The sequence below is a fragment of the Bacteroides timonensis genome (genome assembly GCF_000513195.1).
In the GTDB taxonomy this organism is placed as follows: Bacteria; Bacteroidota; Bacteroidia; order Bacteroidales; family Bacteroidaceae; genus Bacteroides; species Bacteroides timonensis.
The window spans coordinates 1-17,108 of sequence record NZ_CBVI010000038.1; the positions used below are offsets into that span (position 1 = coordinate 1).

Annotated in this window: 15 protein-coding genes; 8 read left to right on the top strand and 7 right to left on the bottom strand. The window is 42.8% G+C overall.

The genetic code is table 11. The annotated features are described in order from the left end of the window. Positions 1-568 precede the first annotated feature (568 nt). A complete protein-coding gene (locus BN161_RS08890; protein WP_007213232.1) occupies positions 569-1,090 on the bottom strand; it encodes a GNAT family N-acetyltransferase in 522 nt (173 codons plus the stop codon). A 164-nt stretch (positions 1,091-1,254) separates the two neighbouring features. Between BN161_RS08890 and BN161_RS08895 the strand changes: the two genes are divergently transcribed. From BN161_RS08895 to BN161_RS08915, 5 genes are all read left to right on the top strand, one after another. Further along, complete coding sequence (locus BN161_RS08895) at positions 1,255-1,794, top strand: RNA polymerase sigma factor (RefSeq protein ID WP_044265067.1); 540 nt, start codon at positions 1,255-1,257, stop codon at positions 1,792-1,794. A 4-nt stretch (positions 1,795-1,798) separates the two neighbouring features. Further along, the gene (locus BN161_RS08900; protein WP_044265069.1) at positions 1,799-2,152 is read left to right on the top strand and encodes a hypothetical protein; all 354 of its coding nucleotides are present in this window, start codon (positions 1,799-1,801) and stop codon (positions 2,150-2,152) included. A 24-nt stretch (positions 2,153-2,176) separates the two neighbouring features. Then, entirely contained in the window at positions 2,177-2,719 is a 543-nt protein-coding gene (locus tag BN161_RS08905) for a hypothetical protein (RefSeq protein ID WP_044265070.1), read from the top strand. Positions 2,720-2,750: 31 nt separating this feature from the next. After that, on the top strand, positions 2,751-5,498 hold the full coding sequence (locus BN161_RS08910; protein ID WP_044265071.1) for an outer membrane beta-barrel protein: 2,748 nt from the start codon (positions 2,751-2,753) through the stop codon (positions 5,496-5,498). A 76-nt stretch (positions 5,499-5,574) separates the two neighbouring features. Then, positions 5,575-7,149: a ClC family H(+)/Cl(-) exchange transporter gene (locus BN161_RS08915; RefSeq protein WP_044265072.1), complete on the top strand. Its 1,575-nt coding sequence runs from the start codon at positions 5,575-5,577 to the stop codon at positions 7,147-7,149. 16 nt (positions 7,150-7,165) lie between these two features. Here the strand turns inward: BN161_RS08915 and BN161_RS08920 are convergent, their stop codons facing one another. Next, positions 7,166-8,533 (bottom strand): TrpB-like pyridoxal phosphate-dependent enzyme, encoded by a 1,368-nt coding sequence (locus BN161_RS08920; RefSeq protein ID WP_044265073.1) that lies wholly within the window; start codon positions 8,531-8,533, stop codon positions 7,166-7,168. 134 nt (positions 8,534-8,667) lie between these two features. Here BN161_RS08920 and BN161_RS08925 point away from each other — a divergent pair, with 134 nt between their 5' ends. Then, positions 8,668-10,497, top strand: coding sequence for a TrkH family potassium uptake protein (locus BN161_RS08925; protein ID WP_044265074.1), 1,830 nt, complete (start codon positions 8,668-8,670; stop codon positions 10,495-10,497). Positions 10,498-10,521: 24 nt separating this feature from the next. Next, entirely contained in the window at positions 10,522-11,208 is a 687-nt protein-coding gene (locus BN161_RS08930) for a potassium channel family protein (RefSeq protein ID WP_044265075.1), read from the top strand. Here BN161_RS08930 and BN161_RS08935 read toward each other — a convergent pair whose 3' ends face one another. From BN161_RS08935 to BN161_RS08945, 3 genes are all read right to left on the bottom strand, one after another. Beyond that, positions 11,209-11,577, bottom strand: coding sequence for a winged helix-turn-helix transcriptional regulator (locus tag BN161_RS08935; protein WP_007215937.1), 369 nt, complete (start codon positions 11,575-11,577; stop codon positions 11,209-11,211). Positions 11,578-11,670: 93 nt separating this feature from the next. Further along, positions 11,671-12,513: an aldo/keto reductase gene (locus tag BN161_RS08940; protein ID WP_044265076.1), complete on the bottom strand. Its 843-nt coding sequence runs from the start codon at positions 12,511-12,513 to the stop codon at positions 11,671-11,673. A 94-nt stretch (positions 12,514-12,607) separates the two neighbouring features. Further along, positions 12,608-13,591 carry an aldo/keto reductase gene (locus BN161_RS08945; protein WP_044265077.1) on the bottom strand — a complete coding sequence of 328 codons (984 nt, stop codon included), beginning with the start codon at positions 13,589-13,591 and terminating at the stop codon, positions 12,608-12,610. Positions 13,592-13,833: 242 nt separating this feature from the next. On the opposite strand from BN161_RS08945, the gene BN161_RS08950 reads away from it, so the two are divergent. Continuing rightward, positions 13,834-14,724: a helix-turn-helix domain-containing protein gene (locus BN161_RS08950; RefSeq protein ID WP_044265078.1), complete on the top strand. Its 891-nt coding sequence runs from the start codon at positions 13,834-13,836 to the stop codon at positions 14,722-14,724. Here BN161_RS08950 and BN161_RS08955 read toward each other — a convergent pair whose 3' ends face one another. Both BN161_RS08955 and BN161_RS08960 read right to left on the bottom strand, forming a co-directional pair. Beyond that, positions 14,725-15,543, bottom strand: a complete 819-nt coding sequence (locus tag BN161_RS08955) for a class I SAM-dependent methyltransferase (RefSeq protein WP_044265116.1) — start codon at positions 15,541-15,543, stop codon at positions 14,725-14,727. A 214-nt stretch (positions 15,544-15,757) separates the two neighbouring features. Next, positions 15,758-17,089 carry an MATE family efflux transporter gene (locus BN161_RS08960; protein ID WP_044265080.1) on the bottom strand — a complete coding sequence of 444 codons (1,332 nt, stop codon included), beginning with the start codon at positions 17,087-17,089 and terminating at the stop codon, positions 15,758-15,760. Positions 17,090-17,108 lie beyond the last annotated feature (19 nt).

Consider the following 17,108-nt stretch of genomic DNA (forward strand, 5'->3'; position numbering starts at 1 on the left):
CCCGAACGGGGCGGGTGGTAGGTGAGAAATAATTCCTTAATATTCTTATTAATAGGTATTTATTATTTTACCCACCACCTCCCCCCGTTGGGGTACTCACCCCCTCCGACTCCCCCGTTATCGGGGGAGGGCAACCTCCCGGGAGGAGGAGAACGTACCTTAATGAGAGAAATCAGATAATATGTCAGCGAAGCTAATTGAGATAGTACAGGTTATCATTTCATTCATTTCATATCTTTTTCGTCATTCCTGTTCGTCTGTTGTTTCACCGCTTGAAACAGAGTGTTTCATTGCTTGAAACAGATTGTTTCATCGCTTGAAACAAATCAGAAAATACTATGCTTACTAATATCGCATCAGTTCAAGAATTGGATATGTTAATTATTAACACAACGAATCCTTAATAGTTAACGAAAACACAGTGTCTATTAAAACATGTTGTAATATGTTGTAGATTACCTTGAAAATTTGGAGATATCCTCAAAGTCCGTATCTTTGCAATGTGTTTTTCATAGTATTAGATTTAAGGTTAACAAAAGATTGGCTGTCTGGGATAGATGGCCTTTTTTTATGTCCTTTCGTTATCAGTCTTGAGGAGTGAATACATCTTCATATCCAGAATCTGTCCGTTCTTGACTGCATTACTTCTGAGTGTTCCTTCGTCTTTGAATCCGCTTTTTTCAAGAATCCGGCAGGAAGCGATATTATAGCTAAACGGCTCTGCAAAAATACGGAGGATATCAGTGTTACTAAAAACATACTGGCAGGTCTGTTTGATAGCGCAGGTTCCCAAGCCTTTGCCCCAAAAAGGTTCGGCTATATAATAGCCTATTTCGGCAGTCAGCGAGTGGATGTTGTCTTTGCGAAACACACCAATGCTTCCCACTACTTTGTCATCAGCGGTGATGGCGAAGGCGAAAATACTGTTCTTATCGGCCTTCAGCATTTCATTGATATAATATTTTGCATCGTCTTCAGTGTAGGGATAAGGCAGACCGTCCCGAAGGTTGTCCTGAATGTTTTTGTTATTTAAGGTTGCTGCAAGTTCGGCGGCATCGTCTATTTTCCATTTTCTGATTTTACATTCCATATCGATATCCTTCTTTTAAAATTAATTTGAAACGGGAGAGTTGCCGGCAAAGATAAGAAACTTTATTTTTAACCACTTATTTAATAAATGCAAAATGTGAACTTCCCGATTTAACTTCATCCTTCTTTCTGTTTCTAACCTAATAAAGCTAAGAAACTGAATTGATGATAAACGAGGATAGGATCCGGCAGGTATATGCTTCCGACCCGAAGAAAGGGTTTAAGATGCTGATGGATAACTTCCAGGTACCTATATATAATTATATACGGCGTTTGGTTGTGTCGCACGAGGATGCAGAAGATGTTCTTCAGGAAGTCTTTATCCGGGTGTACCGTAATTTGGACCAGTTTCGTGGTGAAAGCTCGTTGAGTACCTGGATATACAGGATTGCAACCAATGAAAGTTTGCGCTTGCTGAATACACGAAAGGATGAAGAAGCAATTCCTGCCGAAGAAGTACAAGAGGAACTGATAGGTAAACTGAAGGCTTCCGATTATATTGATTACGAAAATGAACTGGCAGTCAAGTTTCAGGAAGCCATACTGAGTTTGCCCGAAAAACAACGACTAATATTCAACCTACGCTATTACGATGAGCTCGATTATGAAGAAATCAGCCGTATACTGGATAGTAAGGTCGATACTCTCAAAGTGAATTATCACTATGCGAAAGAAAGAATAAAAGAATACATCTTAAACAGATAGGACGATGAATAAAGAATTTGATTTTGACGATATCGGTAAAAAGACACCTTACCGCACTCCTGATAATTTTTTTGAGGATATACAGCAGAAGGTGATGGAACGTACTTGCGGCGGGCAACGCCGGAAACATCGTTTACAGATAATGTTCTCTACTGCCATAGCGGCAGCTGCAATACTGGCAGGGGTATTGTTTGTTCCGTCTTATCTCCGGACGGAAGATGCACCTACAGGAACTTCGGATATGCTGGCTATAGAAAGAAGTAGCAGCGATCCGGTTGATAAATGGATTCACGAACTGTCGGATGAGGAGTTGGAAGAGCTCGTCAACTTCTCTGAGAATGACATATTTTTAAATTAGGTATTAATTAAAAACAAGAAGATTATGAAGACTAAGTTTATTTATGTAATTTTGGCTGCGCTCCTGATTGGTAGCCAGACAATTTCTGCTCAGAACAAGGATAACAAAACCAATAAGCAACGTCCTACACCTGAACAAATGATTCAAAGACAAGCCAATCAGATGGTGACGACACTGATGCTGGATGATGCAACAGCTGCCAAGTTCACTCCGGTTTACGAAAAATATCTGAAAGACTTAAGCGAATGTCGGATGATGAACCGCAGGGAAAGGTCCAGAAACAATAATGCGGAAGCAAGCCCGGCTACCAAACCTGTACTGACAGATGCGGAAATAGAAAAGCAGATCAAGGATCAATTTGCGCAAAGCCGTAAGATACTGGATATTCGCGAGAAATATTATAATGAATTCCGCAAGATTCTGTCTCCCAAGCAGATTGCAAAAATCTATCAGACAGAAAAAAGCAATGCGAATAAATTCAGAAAAGAATTTGACAGAAGAAAAGGTCAGAAACATGGTCAAGGAAAACGGCCGGCTCATGCAAGACCAGCTTCAAATAATAAATAACATTTTTCATTAAACTACTTGATAAACACGAATGGACCATGGCAGGCATACATATTTGACTTTCCGGAACATCTTAATCTATGTTGTTTTGTTGTGGTCAGGTATGACTGTTAATGCACAGTCCGGCAAAGGTTCCTTTGCCGGACGTGTTGTTGATAAGGATACGAAGCAGCCGGTGGGGTATGCGGCGGTACGTTTATTGACCTTGCCGGACAGTACTTTTCTTGCAGGTGTAGCCACTACGGACGACGGTAAATTCAGGATGCCGGTTGTCTGGCCCAAAGACAAGAAATTGCTTTTAGAGATTTCTTTCATTGGCTATACCACTTTTGCTAAATCTATTCCCTCTTCATTCAGAGGTACTTCGCAGAACTTGGGTGATATTGCACTATTTTCCGATGGCATTTTGTTGGGCGAAACGGTAGTGGTGGGTAAAGCTCCTCTGGCAGTTACCGAACAGGATACCACGGTCTTCAATGCCTCTGCCTATCGTACCCCCGAAGGCTCCATGCTCGAAGATCTTGTAAAACAATTGCCCGGTGGAGAGATAGATGGCGATGGAAAGTTGTTGATTCATGGCAAGGAAGTTAAGAAGATATTGGTAGACGGCAAAGAGTTCTTTGCGGACGATCCGAAAGCTGCCTTGAAAAATCTGCCGGTGGAAATGGTGGAGAAGCTGAGAGCTTATGAACGTAAATCTGATTTGGCACGTCTGACCGGAATTGATGACGGGGATGAGGAAATGATACTTGACCTGGGGGTGAAAAAGGACATGAAGAAAGGATGGATGGATAATTTCATGGCAGGTACGGGCAACAAAGGGCGGTATGAACTTGCCAATACCCTGAACCGCTTCCGGGATAATTCTCAACTTACTATTATCGGCAATCTGAATAATACCAACAATCAAGGCTTTTCGGAGTTGCAACGAGAGTCGTCGGCTGCCAGTGGAAACATTCTGAATAGGGTGGGACTGGTTACTTCACATTCTTTAGGCATGAATTTCACTCATGACTGGGACAGAGTGAAGCTTCGCTCCAATGTGCAATATACGGGTACCGACCGTTCGGAGGATAACAGTACTACGGTGGATAATTTCCTGAAACAGGATAAATCGATAAGCCACAGCACTAACAGCAATCACATGAAGAACCACAACCTGATGGCAAATGCTTATCTGGAATGGAAAATAGATTCAGTCACCAATCTGGTGTTTCGTCCGCAATATCGCTATGTGGCAAGTGACAGGCGGAATAGTGGATATCAACAGAGTTGGTCGGACGAAACACTTCTGAATGAGAGAACGGCTTCTAATCTTTACGATAATTCCCAGTATAATCTGACCTTCATGTTGCAAGTCAACCGTAAGTTCAGCCGTAAAGGACGGAATCTGGCTTTGAAAGTGGATTATGGAACGAATACTTCTTCTGCTGACAGGAAAAACTTTTCTACTACGCATTATTTTAAGAATGATACAGAGAAAGTAGTCAACCAGCGTGTGGATGATGAAGGTGACGGATATAATTATCGTCTGCAATTGGTGTATGTGGAGCCGTTGCCTAACCGTTACTTTCTTCAGTTTCGTTACAGTTATCAATACCGGGTAACTAATTCGGACCGCTTTGTCTATAACTGGGATGAGGCAATGAAAGATTTTGTTGCCGATTACGATTCTCTGGCCAGTAATAGTTTTGAGAGCCAATACAGCACCCATCTTTTCAATATGGCTGTCCGTACTTCCCGGAAAAAGTACAACTACAATATAGGTGTCGATCTGGAACCCCAGAAACTGGATAGCCGTTCTTTTCTGGATGATGTTTCCAAACATCAAATGAGTAAAACGGTTCTGAACTTTTCACCGACGCTGAATTTCCGTTATAAGTTTTCCAAGCGTACACAGTTGCAGGCAATTTATAGAGGAAAAGGACGACAGCCGAGTGTTCGTGACCTACAACCGGTTGCCGACATGACGAATCCATTGAATATCCGCATCGGTAATCCTTCTTTGAAACCTTCATACACCAATACGTTTACACTGAATTATAATTCGTATAATGTGAAACATCAGCGCAACATGGTGATCTCTCTTTTTGTGGAGAATGTGCTCAATAGTGTAACGAACCAGGTAACTTACGACAGCGAAACGGGAGGCAGAACCACCATGCCTGTTAATTTGAATGGTAACTGGCGGGCATCAGGTGCACTTTCGTTGAGCGGGCCTTTCAAGAACCGCAACTGGCTGTTCCGTACCTATTCCTATTTGCAATATAGAAATCAGAATGGGTATACTACTCAGAACAAAGAAGAGCCGATGAAGAGTTCCGTGCAGCACCTTACGGCGCGTGAACGCCTGCAATTTACTTTTCGTACCCGGCAACTCGAACTGAGTGCGCGTGGAGAAGTGCTGTATAATAATTCGTATAATAACGTGAAAGATATGCGCACGGAAACGTTCGACTATCAACTTGGAGGAGACTTGCAGTATTATCTCCCCTGGGGCTTCGAGTACAGCAGTGATCTAACGTATTTTCTTCGTACCGGATATGGATACGACAGCAGCGGGCGGAAGAACCTGATATGGAACTGCCAACTGTCGAAAGCTTTCTTGAAAAAGAAGCAATTGCTACTGCGTTTCAAGTTTTATGATATTCTTCGCCAGGAGATTTCAATGGTACGCACCATTTCGGCTACTGCCATACGTGATGCGGACTACAATGTATTGGGACGTTATTTTATGGTACATGCTATCCTGCGATTGAATATGATGGGGAAAAAGTAAAAAACGCAAAGTGTGGAAACTTCAACAGGGTTAATTTGTTGTAGATACTCAAATTAATAAAAGAAAACTCTGAGGAATGTTTCAAAGGTTCAAAAACTTTAGAAAACTGAGGAAGTGGTATGTTGTGAAATTGAAACTGGTTGATGCCCGCCTGTATTTCGTCAGCATCTTCGTAGGATTGCTGACGGGGTTGGTGGCTGTTCCCTATCATTACTGCCTATATTATTTCTTCAATCTGCGAAGTGAGTTTTTTGCTTCCCGTCCGGAGTGGTACTGGCATATTCCTCTTTTTCTTTTCTTTTGGGCGGTACTGATATTCGTATCCTGGCTGGTGATGAAAATGCCGCTTATCACCGGAGGAGGTATTCCTCAAACACGTGCTGCCATCAACGGGCGCATCACTTATAAGCATCCTTTCATTGAGTTGGTTTCTAAGTTCTTCGGTGGTATTCTTTCGGTCTCGGCCGGATTATCGCTGGGACGTGAAGGGCCTTCCGTACAGATAGGTTCGTATGTGGGATGCCTTGTGGCACGCTGGACACGTATTCTACGTGGTGAACGAAAGCAATTGCTTGCTGCCGGTGCCGGTGCCGGCCTTGCGGCTGCGTTTGCGGCGCCGCTGGCTTCTTCATTGCTTGTCATCGAATCCATCGAACGTTTTGATGCTCCCAAAACCGCTATTACTACCTTGCTGGCCGGTGTAGTGGCAGGTGCGGTGGCAAGCATGGTTTTTCCGGTAAATTCTTATCATTTGATACAAGTGGCCGAGCCCGGCTTTTCTTTTGGAGTCCAGGTGAAGTACTTTCTGTTGCTTGCAGTGATTATTTCGGTTTGCGGAAAATTGTATTCCATGATGATGGTCTCTTTCAAACGGGTGTATGCAACGGTAAAATCTTCGGTATATATGAAGATGTTCTATCTGTTGCTGGTCGCTTATATTATTTCCTTTATGCAGGTCAACCTGACGGGTGGGGGAGAACAGTTTCTTTTGGAGCAGGCGCAATCCGGCAGCCATGCACAAATTATGTGGGTAACGGCAATGATGTTGTTGCATTTCGGTTTTTCCGTTATCTGCGTTTCATCCGGTTTGCCGGGTGGAAGTTTTATTCCTACACTGGTCACCGGTGGATTACTTGGGCAGATTGTTGGTTTGTTGGGAGTGGAATATGGGGTTATTGAGCCGGAGAATGTCAGTTATGTAATGCTGATTTCAATGTCTGCTTTCCTGGTGGCTGTGATACGTACCCCTTTGACGGCTATCGTATTGATTACCGAGATAACAGGACATTTTGAGGTGTTCTATCCATCGGTGGTAGTGGGTGGATTGACTTATTATTTTACGGAACTTCTTCAGATAAGGCCTTTCAACGTGACGCTTTATGAGGATATGATCAATACTCCTGCTTTCCAAGAACAGACAAGGTATAAATTATCCATAGAGGTGATGACGGGTTCGTATATGGATGGCAAACTTGTAGACGAACTTTCTTTGCCTGAAAACTGTGCCATTATCAATGTACACCGGGATGGTAAAGACGCAAAGCCCCCCGGAATACGGTTGATTCCGGGGGACCAGGTTGATATTGAATTGGATGCGCAGGATATTGAAAAACTCTATGAGCCGCTCGTCAGCCTGGCAAACATTTATTGATATGGATGAGGTATCCTTACGCCAGACTGCCTATTTCATCCAGATTCTTCTGAATATCCTGATCAGTCAGCTCGTAGTTTACGAGGTCACCGGAGAGATATTTATCGTATGAGGTCATGTCAATCAATCCGTGACCGGAGAGGTTGAACAGGATTACTTTCTCTTCACCTGTTTCCTTGCATTTGTTTGCTTCGCGGATGGCGGCAGCAATAGCGTGGCAAGATTCCGGTGCGGGAATGATACCTTCAGCTTGGGCAAATAAACAGCCGGCTTCGAATGATTCCAGTTGTTTGATGTCTACAGCTTCCATCAGACCGTCTTTCAATAGTTGAGAAACGATGACACCTGCACCGTGGTAACGCAATCCACCTGCATGAATATTAGCGGGAGCAAAGTTATGTCCCAGCGTGTACATAGGCAGTAACGGAGTGTATCCTGCTTCGTCACCGAAATCATATTGGAATTTACCGCGTGTCAGTTTCGGGCAAGAAGCCGGTTCGGCAGCAATGAAACGTGTTTGCTTACCTTCCAGGATCTTGTGGCGCATGAATGGAAATGCGATACCACCGAAATTGGAACCACCACCGAAACAAGCAATTACCATATCAGGATATTCTCCTGCCATTTCCATCTGTTTTTCGGCTTCCAGACCGATTACAGTCTGGTGCAGAGCTACATGGCTCAATACAGAACCTAATGTATATTTACAATTCGGTGTAGTCTGGGCCAGTTCGATGGCTTCTGAAATAGCGGTTCCCAATGAACCCTGGTAGTTGGGGTGAGCCGTCAGGATATCTTTTCCTGCACGGGTGGACATAGACGGAGACGGTGTAACCTGCGCGCCGAACGTCTGCATGATGCTGCGGCGGTAAGGTTTCTGTTCATAACTGATTTTCACTTGGTAAACGGCAGCTTCCAGTCCAAACAGACGGGCGGCGTAAGCCAGCGAAGCTCCCCATTGTCCGGCACCGGTTTCAGTGGTAACGTTGGTTACTCCTTCTTTCTTGCAATAATAGGCCTGGGGAATGGCAGAATTCAGCTTGTGCGATCCCATCGGACTTACACTCTCATTCTTGAAATAGATATGTGCCGGAGTACCTAATGCTTTTTCCAGTCCATATGCACGAACCAGTGGAGTACTACGATAATATTTGTACATTTCGCGTACTTCTTCGGGAATCTCGATCCACTTATCGGTCTGATTCAATTCCTGTTTACACAGTTCCTGTGCAAAGATAGGATATAAATCTTCAGCTTTCAGTGGCTGTTTGGTACCGGGATGAAGCGGAGGCATCGGTTTGTTCACCATATCTGCCTGTATATTGTACCAATAATGTGGTATTTCCTCTTCCGGGAGGAAATATCTTTTTGTCTTGTTGCTCATAGTGGTTACTTCTATTAAAATTTTTACGAGGCCAAATGTAACTATTATTTTTAAAACAATTTCTTTTTTCTTTTGTTTTTTGTCTATACACATTGTTTTGTTTATGTTTGCCCGATATTTAATTTGATGTCTACATGAAGATTTATCATAAATTCTTGTTGTATCAGAATAAATGGATTCATCCGTACACTCGGATCATTCTTGGAGGGGTGACTTATATAGCCTACCTGGCTTCTATTCTGTTAATTATGGGAGTGGTATATGAACACGGCTTTACTATTTCCGAACACGAGGCTTCTCAACTGCAAACACTCTATCGGTTTGTATGGGGTGTTTTCCTGTCCGAAGTCACTTTGCGCCTGTTATTGGAATACAGGGACACAAAGCGTACTTTTAAGAAATTGACGTGGATATTGATTGCCTTGCTTTACCTTACCCTTATCCCTGTTATTTTTCATCGACCGGAAGAGGAGGGAGCTATTCTGCATTTTTGGGAAATATTGAATGGAAAGCCCTATCATATAGTGCTTCTGTTGATTTTCTCTTTCCTTAATTTATCCAATGGCTTGGTCAGGGTGTTGGGACGGCGAACGAATCCTTCTTTGATTCTGGCTGGTAGTTTCCTGATAATCATCCTTATTGGAACAGGTTTGCTAATGTTGCCCCGATGTACGGTGAGCGGTATTTCGTGGGTGGACTCGCTGTTTATTTCTACCAGTGCGGTTTGTGTCACAGGGTTGACTTCGGTAGATGTAGCGTCTACTTTTACTACACCCGGTTTTGTGGTGATTATCCTGCTGATACAGATTGGCGGCTTGGGGGTAATGACACTGACCAGTTTCTTTGCGATGTTCTTTATGGGGAATACATCCTTTTATAATCAGTTGGTGGTTCGTGATATGGTCAGTTCCAATTCGTTGAATTCGTTACTTTCCACTTTGTTGTACATATTGGGATTCACGTTGGCTATTGAAGGTACCGGTATGCTTGCCATCTGGAGCGACATTCACGGTACGATGGGGATGACGTTTGAGGAAGAAGTGGCGTTCTCGGCCTTTCATGCTATTTCTGCATTCTGTAATGCCGGTTTTTCCACGTTGCCGGGAAATCTTGGTAATCCGCTGGTGATGACAGGGCATAATCCGTTCCTTATCTATATATCCCTGTTGATTATTCTGGGGGGTATAGGTTTTCCGATATTAGTGAATTTCAAAGATATAGTACTCCATCATTTGCGCCGCATCTGGAAATTCCTGCATACGTGGGAGTGGGACAGGCATCGTTTTTATCATTTGTATAATCTGAATACACGGATTGTTCTGATTATGACTTTCCTGCTATTGGTATTTGGTACGGTGCTTATCGCTGTTTTTGAGTGGAATCATGCTTTTGCCGGTATGTCAGTCGCTGATAAATGGACACAGGCGTTCTTTAATGCGACTTGTCCGCGTACTGCCGGATTTACAAGCGTGGATCTGGCTTCGCTGGGAGTACAGAGTGTATTGGTTTATATCTTCCTGATGTGGGTGGGCGGTGCTGCACAGTCCACGGCGGGTGGTATCAAGGTGAATGCGTTTGCAGTAGTTGTTCTGAATCTGGTTGCTGTGTTGCGCGGTACGGAGCGGGTAGAAGTATTTGGCCGTGAACTGTCTTACGATTCCATTCGCCGTTCCAATGCGACGGTGGTGATGTCTATCAGTGTTTTGTTTGTATTTGTGTTTATTCTGACAATCTGGGAACCTCAGGCATCTGTCATGGCACTTCTGTTTGAATGTGTGTCGGCGTTGAGTACGGTAGGTTCCAGTCTGAATCTTACTCCGACTTTGGGGGATAACAGTAAATTGCTTGTTGCTCTTCTGATGTTCATCGGACGTGTGGGACTGATTACTCTGATGTTGGGTATCATCAAGCAAAAGAAACATACGAAATATCAGTATCCGAGTGGGCAGATCATTATAAATTAGTAGTAAGTAGTAAAAACAGAAATTATGAAGTATATTATTATCGGTTTAGGAAATTACGGACACATGCTTGCCGAAGAATTATCAGTATTGGGACACGAAGTAATTGGGGCGGATGTGAGTGCAAGCCGCGTAGACAGTATCAAAGAAAAGATTGCTACGGCTTTTGTGTTGGATGCAACAGATGAACAGGCACTTGCCGCTCTCCCCTTGAGTGGTGTGGATGTGGTAATCGTGGCTATTGGCGAGAATTTTGGTGCTTCTATTCGCGTGGTGGCTTTGTTGAAACAACAAAAAGTGGCTCACATTTATGCGCGGGCCATTGATAATGTACATCGTTCCGTACTTGAGGCTTTTGATTTGGAACGGATTCTTACGCCAGAGGAAGATGCAGCCCGTGGTTTGGTGCATTTGTTGGAGTTTGGCTCCAACATGGAAACCTTCCGGGTAGATACGGATTACTATGTGGTGAAGTTCGCTGTGCCGGAGAAGATGATAGGATATTATGCTAATGAATTGAACCTGGATAAGGAATTCGGCTTGAAGTTATTGGCTTTAAAGCGTGCCAAGACCTTGAAAAACTGCCTGGGCATTTCATTTACCGAACATGATGTGATGAATGAATTGCCTGAAAATGACCAGGTACAAGCTGGTGATGAACTGGTTTGTTATGGACGCTACAAAGACTTCCAGAAGTTCTGGAAAGCGATGTAATTACGCTTTCCTATAAGATTTTCTGTCATCTAATATATCATTCATATTTTCTTGCGCCCATGAAATTAAGGAGTTTATATGGGGCAATAACGACATGGCTCTATCTGTCAGCGAGTATTCCACTTTAGGAGGGACTTGTGCATAGATTTTCCTTTTCACAAGTCCGTCTTCTTCTAATGTGCGTAGAGTAACCGTCAGCATCTTTTGTGATATGTCAGGTATTGTCTTTTGCAGTTCATTGAACCGCATGACAGGTGCCTGCGTCAGTGTGAAGAGCGTCAGTATCGACCATTTATCACTGATTCGTGATAGTATCATTCGGATAGGACAATCGGCATAAGAGCTATTTTGTATATCTATTCTATTCATATCTTACTGATTTATAAAACACTCTACAAAAGTAACTAATATGCCAATTGTATGCAAATAATCTTATTGAAATATATCTGGGCTTGGACTGTTTTAGTGTAGTCCGCTCAGCCACTCTACCATCTTCGGATCACGATGCGAGAAGAAGCAACTGGTATTGGTATCCAGCGCTGCAATCTTTTTCATATCTTCTTTCGTCAGTTCAAAATCGAATACATTGAAGTTTTCAATAATTCGTTCTTTACGGATGGATTTCGGGATAACGACAATATTTCTTTGTATCAACCATCGCAATACGACTTGTGCTATGGATTTACCATATTTGCCTGCAATGGCTGCCAATGTTTCATTCTGGAACATATCGTTTTTTCCTTCGGCAAATGGAGCCCATGATTCAATCTGAACGCCTTTCTCTTGCATGAATACCTCTGCTTCGATTTGTTGATAGAAAGGATTAGTTTCTACCTGATTGACGGCAGGTGTGATTTCATTATGAAGGATCAGATCTACCAAGCGGTCGGGCATAAAGTTGCTGACGCCGATGGAACGAATACTGCCTTCCTTGTATAATTCTTCCATAGCACGCCAAGCACCGTAATAGTCATTGAATGGCTGATGAATAAGGTACAGGTCCAGATAATCGAGTTGCAAACGTTTCATGGATGCTTCGAAGGCTTTCTTTGCTTTGTCATAACCGGCATCTGATATCCAGAGTTTGGTAGTGATAAACAAGTCTTCACGGGGGATACCACTGCGTTTGATGGCTCTTCCTACAGCTTCTTCATTACCATAAGCGGCAGCCGTATCTATAGAACGGTAACCTGTTTCAATAGCGTCATATACACATTGTTCACACAAGGCTTGATCTTCGATCTGATATACACCGAAACCAAGAATTGGCATTTCGATGCCATTATTTAATTTTACTTTCTGCATAATAACTTTCTCTTTATTGATTTTATATTAAAACACTTTACTTCCTTAATATCCCTGGACATTGCAGATTATTGTATTATTTTAAGCCCTTTGGTTATTTGCCTACTCTTTTTGCTAACTCTGCCGGATAGCGGTCGCCTGACACTGGGATAGAATTAAGCATATCATTTATCCTGGTCAACTCTTCCGGGCTTATTTCCACATTTATACTTTGTATATTCTCTTCCAAGCGTTTCAGTTTGGTGGTTCCTGGAATGGGAGCGATCCAGGGTTTTACAGCGAGTACCCAGGCCAATGCAATCTGTGCAGGTGTTACATTTTTCTCTTCCGCCAGCTTTCTCACAAAGTCAACTATAACCTGATTGGCATTCAGATTCTCAGCAGTGAAACGTGGAACGATACTGCGGAAATCGTCTTTACCGAATTGTGTGTCTCTGCTGATGTTTCCCGTCAGGAAACCTTTACCCAGAGGGCTGAAGGGAACGAAACCGATGCCTAGCTCTTCGAGAGTGGGCAATAATTCTTTCTCCGGTTCGCGCCACCACATAGAGTATTCGCTTTGAATGGCAGTCAGCGGATAGACCTGGTGTGCCCGGCGGATGGTCTGTATACCAGCTTCTGATAGTCCCCAATGTAGAATTTTGCCTTCTTGTTTTAATTCTTTCATGGTTTCTGCCACTTCTTCTATAGGAACATCCGGGTCTACACGGTGCAGGTAGTACAGATCTACATGATCTGTCCGCAGACGCCTGAGGGAACCTTCAATAGAGCTCCGTATTACTTCCGGTTTACCAATGACAACTTGTTTACCGTCGATCATCTGAATACCACATTTGGTAGCAATGACTACATCTTTCCGATAAGGTTCTAAGGCTTCACCTACTAATTCTTCGTTGGTGTATGGACCATATACTTCAGCAGTATCAAAAAAGGTGATTCCTTTTTCTATAGCCTGATGAATAAGGTTAATCATTTCCTTCTTATCAGCGGCAGCACCATAACCGTGGCTCATACCCATACAACCTAAACCCAATGCGGAAACTTTAAGTCCGCTCTTTCCTAATTTTCTGTATTTCATAACTCTTGATCTTTTTATTGTTTTTGATGTTGCAAAGGTAAGTGGTGAGATGAAGTTTGTAAATAGACAGATTACTGCTTTATGCACCATTATTACAGTTTTAAGATATTGATTGAATACTTGATAATGAACTGTATACACAGGTTACAGTTTCTTATACCAATATTACAGATTTTGCAATACAAGTGATGGAATGCTGAAAGAAAACTGTTATTTTTGTCATCAGATTAAATTATCAGATTATGGGTACAATCGTAAAATTGAATACTGTTCAGGAGTATAATATGGCAATGGGAGTGGAGACATTGCATCCGCTCGTTAGTGTGGTCGACTTCTCAACATTGAAGTCTTTAAAGCATGGACGTAAGAATTTTGGCTTTTACTGTGTTTTTCTGAAACAGCTCAAGTGTGGGGAATTGTCTTATGGGCGCAGCACATACGATTATCAGGAAGGCACGCTGGTATTTGTGGCTCCTGGACAAGTGGCGGGAATTGATGATGACGGAGAAACACTGAATCCTCAAGGGTGGGTGTTGGCTTTTCATCCCGATTTGCTACGGGGTACTTCATTGGGACGTAAAATGAAAGATTACAGCTTCTTCTCTTATGAAGCCAATGAGGCTCTGCACATGTCCGAACGTGAACGGCAGATTATCTTTAATTGTTTCATTGAAATACAAGAAGAATTGGAGCGTGCCATAGATAAGCATAGTAAAGATATTATTGCCTCTACGATTGAGCTTCTGCTGAATCATTGCCAACGTTTCTATGACCGTCAGTTTATTACGCGTGAAAACATAAATAAAGATATTCTGGTGCGTTTTGAAAACCTGCTCAGTGATTACTTTGAATCAAACCAACCGCAAACTGTCGGTTTGCCATCCGTGCAATATGCCGCAGACCGATTGCATCTTTCTCCTAATTATTTCGGGGATCTGATAAAGAAAGAAACAGGTAAATCAGCGCAGGAATCCATTCAGCTTTTTGTGATAGAGAAAGCAAAAGAACGGCTTTATGATGAGAATAAGACTGTCAGCGAAGTTGCCTATGAACTGGGCTTCAAGTATCCGCATCATTTAAGCCGTCTGTTTAAAAAGGTGGTGGGGATGACCCCGAACGAATACAGAATGTAGTTATTTAATTTTGTACCCTAACAACGAACTGAACTTTTTGCAAATACCAGGGAATAATCCCATTAGCCTTCCACCCAATCCCCATCTTTTGGGGAAGAGTTTCTGGTAGAGTGCCTGGTCAATAAGTTGCAGGCGTGGTTCCCAGTTTTCCACTTCATGCCCGTCTTTCAGGCCGGAGCGGATTTGGGCTTCGTGTCCCCGGAGTGAGTCGGGTTTAATATACTTGGAGTTTGCCATCATAGGCCCGCATACATCGAACCATACTTCGCCACCACTGAATCGGTCGGCCAATCGGGTGAGTAATTGCCGTACCTGCTTTTCATAGAAATACATCAGTACGCCTTCGATAACAATGATAAACTCTCCTTCGGGATGCTTTTTACGGAGATCATCCATCCATTGGGTTTCTAACAAAGAACCGGCAATGTAATGATCGCCCGCAGGTTCCGGTAGTAAATTATGTCGCAAGTCGATTACTTCGGGCAAATCCATTTCGTAAAATATGGCTTTGTCATGTTCTTCAATACGTTGATAGCGGGTATCCAATCCGCAACCTACATTCACTACAATTGGATTCTTTCGTATGGCAATGAAGCGTCGGATGGCATTATCAAAGTATAATCCACGTACGACACATCCTATGGCACTCAATTTGGCACCATCAAATTTGGAGTAATCATATTCAAGACTTTCTGCCAGTTGTTCGGCTTGCCGATCACGCAAAATGGCATCTTTCCGGCGACTCTCTTTGGCTCTCATGTAAAGAGGTATCAGTAGTGTTTCAGCTACTACACTCTTAAATTCATATTTCTTTTTCATTTTTATTTGGGAATTATTGGAGTTAATACGATCTGGCAAAAAAGAACAATATTCAAATTCATTCAAAAAAAAGAGAGAACTTATACTTTGATAAATTCTCTCTTTTTGCTGTTCCTCATATTTTCTTCCGGGGTCCATAGGCTACTTTTATTTTTTGCCAAAGTTACGGTTCTTGAGTAAGGGAAGCAATACCTAAAAGTAGGGAAATTGTGTTTTAGTAATTTCTTTTTCGTGTATATCTCAGATACCAGATACATATAAATAAGGAAACTACTGTGGAAATGGGTGGAGCGAAGCCCATGATAAACAGTGAAGAATTGTCTATCTGGCTGAACCAGTAAGATAACGGAATACGGAACAGGAAGGTCGCTATCAGACTGTGAATCATAGGGAATAGCGAATTTCCCTGTCCACTGAAATAAGAATTGATACAGAAAACGAAACTGACCACGACACAGTCTATGCTGTATCCCCGTAGATATTCTGCTGCCATTGCCACCACCGCAGGATCTTTTGTGAAGAAAGCTGTGAGCGTTTCCGGCAGAAATTGCGAATACAAGCAAAACGATAGGCCAAAAATAAGAGCAAATCCTATTCCGGAAAGTAGGCACCTATTCATTCTCTGTATAAGTCCTGCACCGTAATTCTGTGCTGTCATTGTGGCTACAGCCGATGATATAGCCATAGGAGGTAGCATGGCAAAAACAATAATTTTCTCGACCACACCCAGAGAAGCTGATGCAATGACTCCCATCTGATTCACAATCACAGTGATTATCAGGAATGAAACATTGATCAATGCATCCTGCAATGCTATGGGGGCGCCCAAGGTCAGGACTCTTTTAGATAAAACTCTATTCAATCGGATATCCCGTCGTGTAAACTCGAAATGAAATCCGCGCCGGTATAAAAAACAGAGTGCTATCGTAAAGCTGACACCTTGTGCCGTTACAGTAGCAATAGCTGCTCCGGTAGGACCAAGATGAAAAGCTCCCACTAATATAAAGTCAAGGACAATATTGATTATACAGGCCAGTCCCACAAAATAGAGTGGTGTTTTCGAATCACCCAGTCCGCGCAGGATACCGCACACGACATTATAGCCCACAATGAACAATATACCGGCTGAACAAACCAGAATGTAACTTTTCGTCTCCTTCATAGCTTCTGTCGGAGTGTGCATCAGGCTGGATATTTGGTCATGAAACAATACCATGACCAGAGTCAGTACAATACTGATAATTGAAAATAACCAAACGGAAGAACCTATTGTAGAAGCCACTTGCCGGTTGTCTTTCGCTCCGGTTGCAATGGCAATCAGTACGGTTGTTCCGGTGGTAATACCCAAGATGATACCTGTAATGGTTTGCATCACCTGGCTGCCAATGGCTACGGCCGCTACGCTTGCGGAATCGTCATATTGTCCCACAACAAAAAGGTCGGCGCCTCCATATAGGGCTTGGAGTGCATTGGCTATCAGGAATGGAACTGCAAATTGTAATAGTACTTTAGGAACGTTACCTTGTGTCAAATCTAACTCTTTCATCCAATTTATTCTTTTGTCA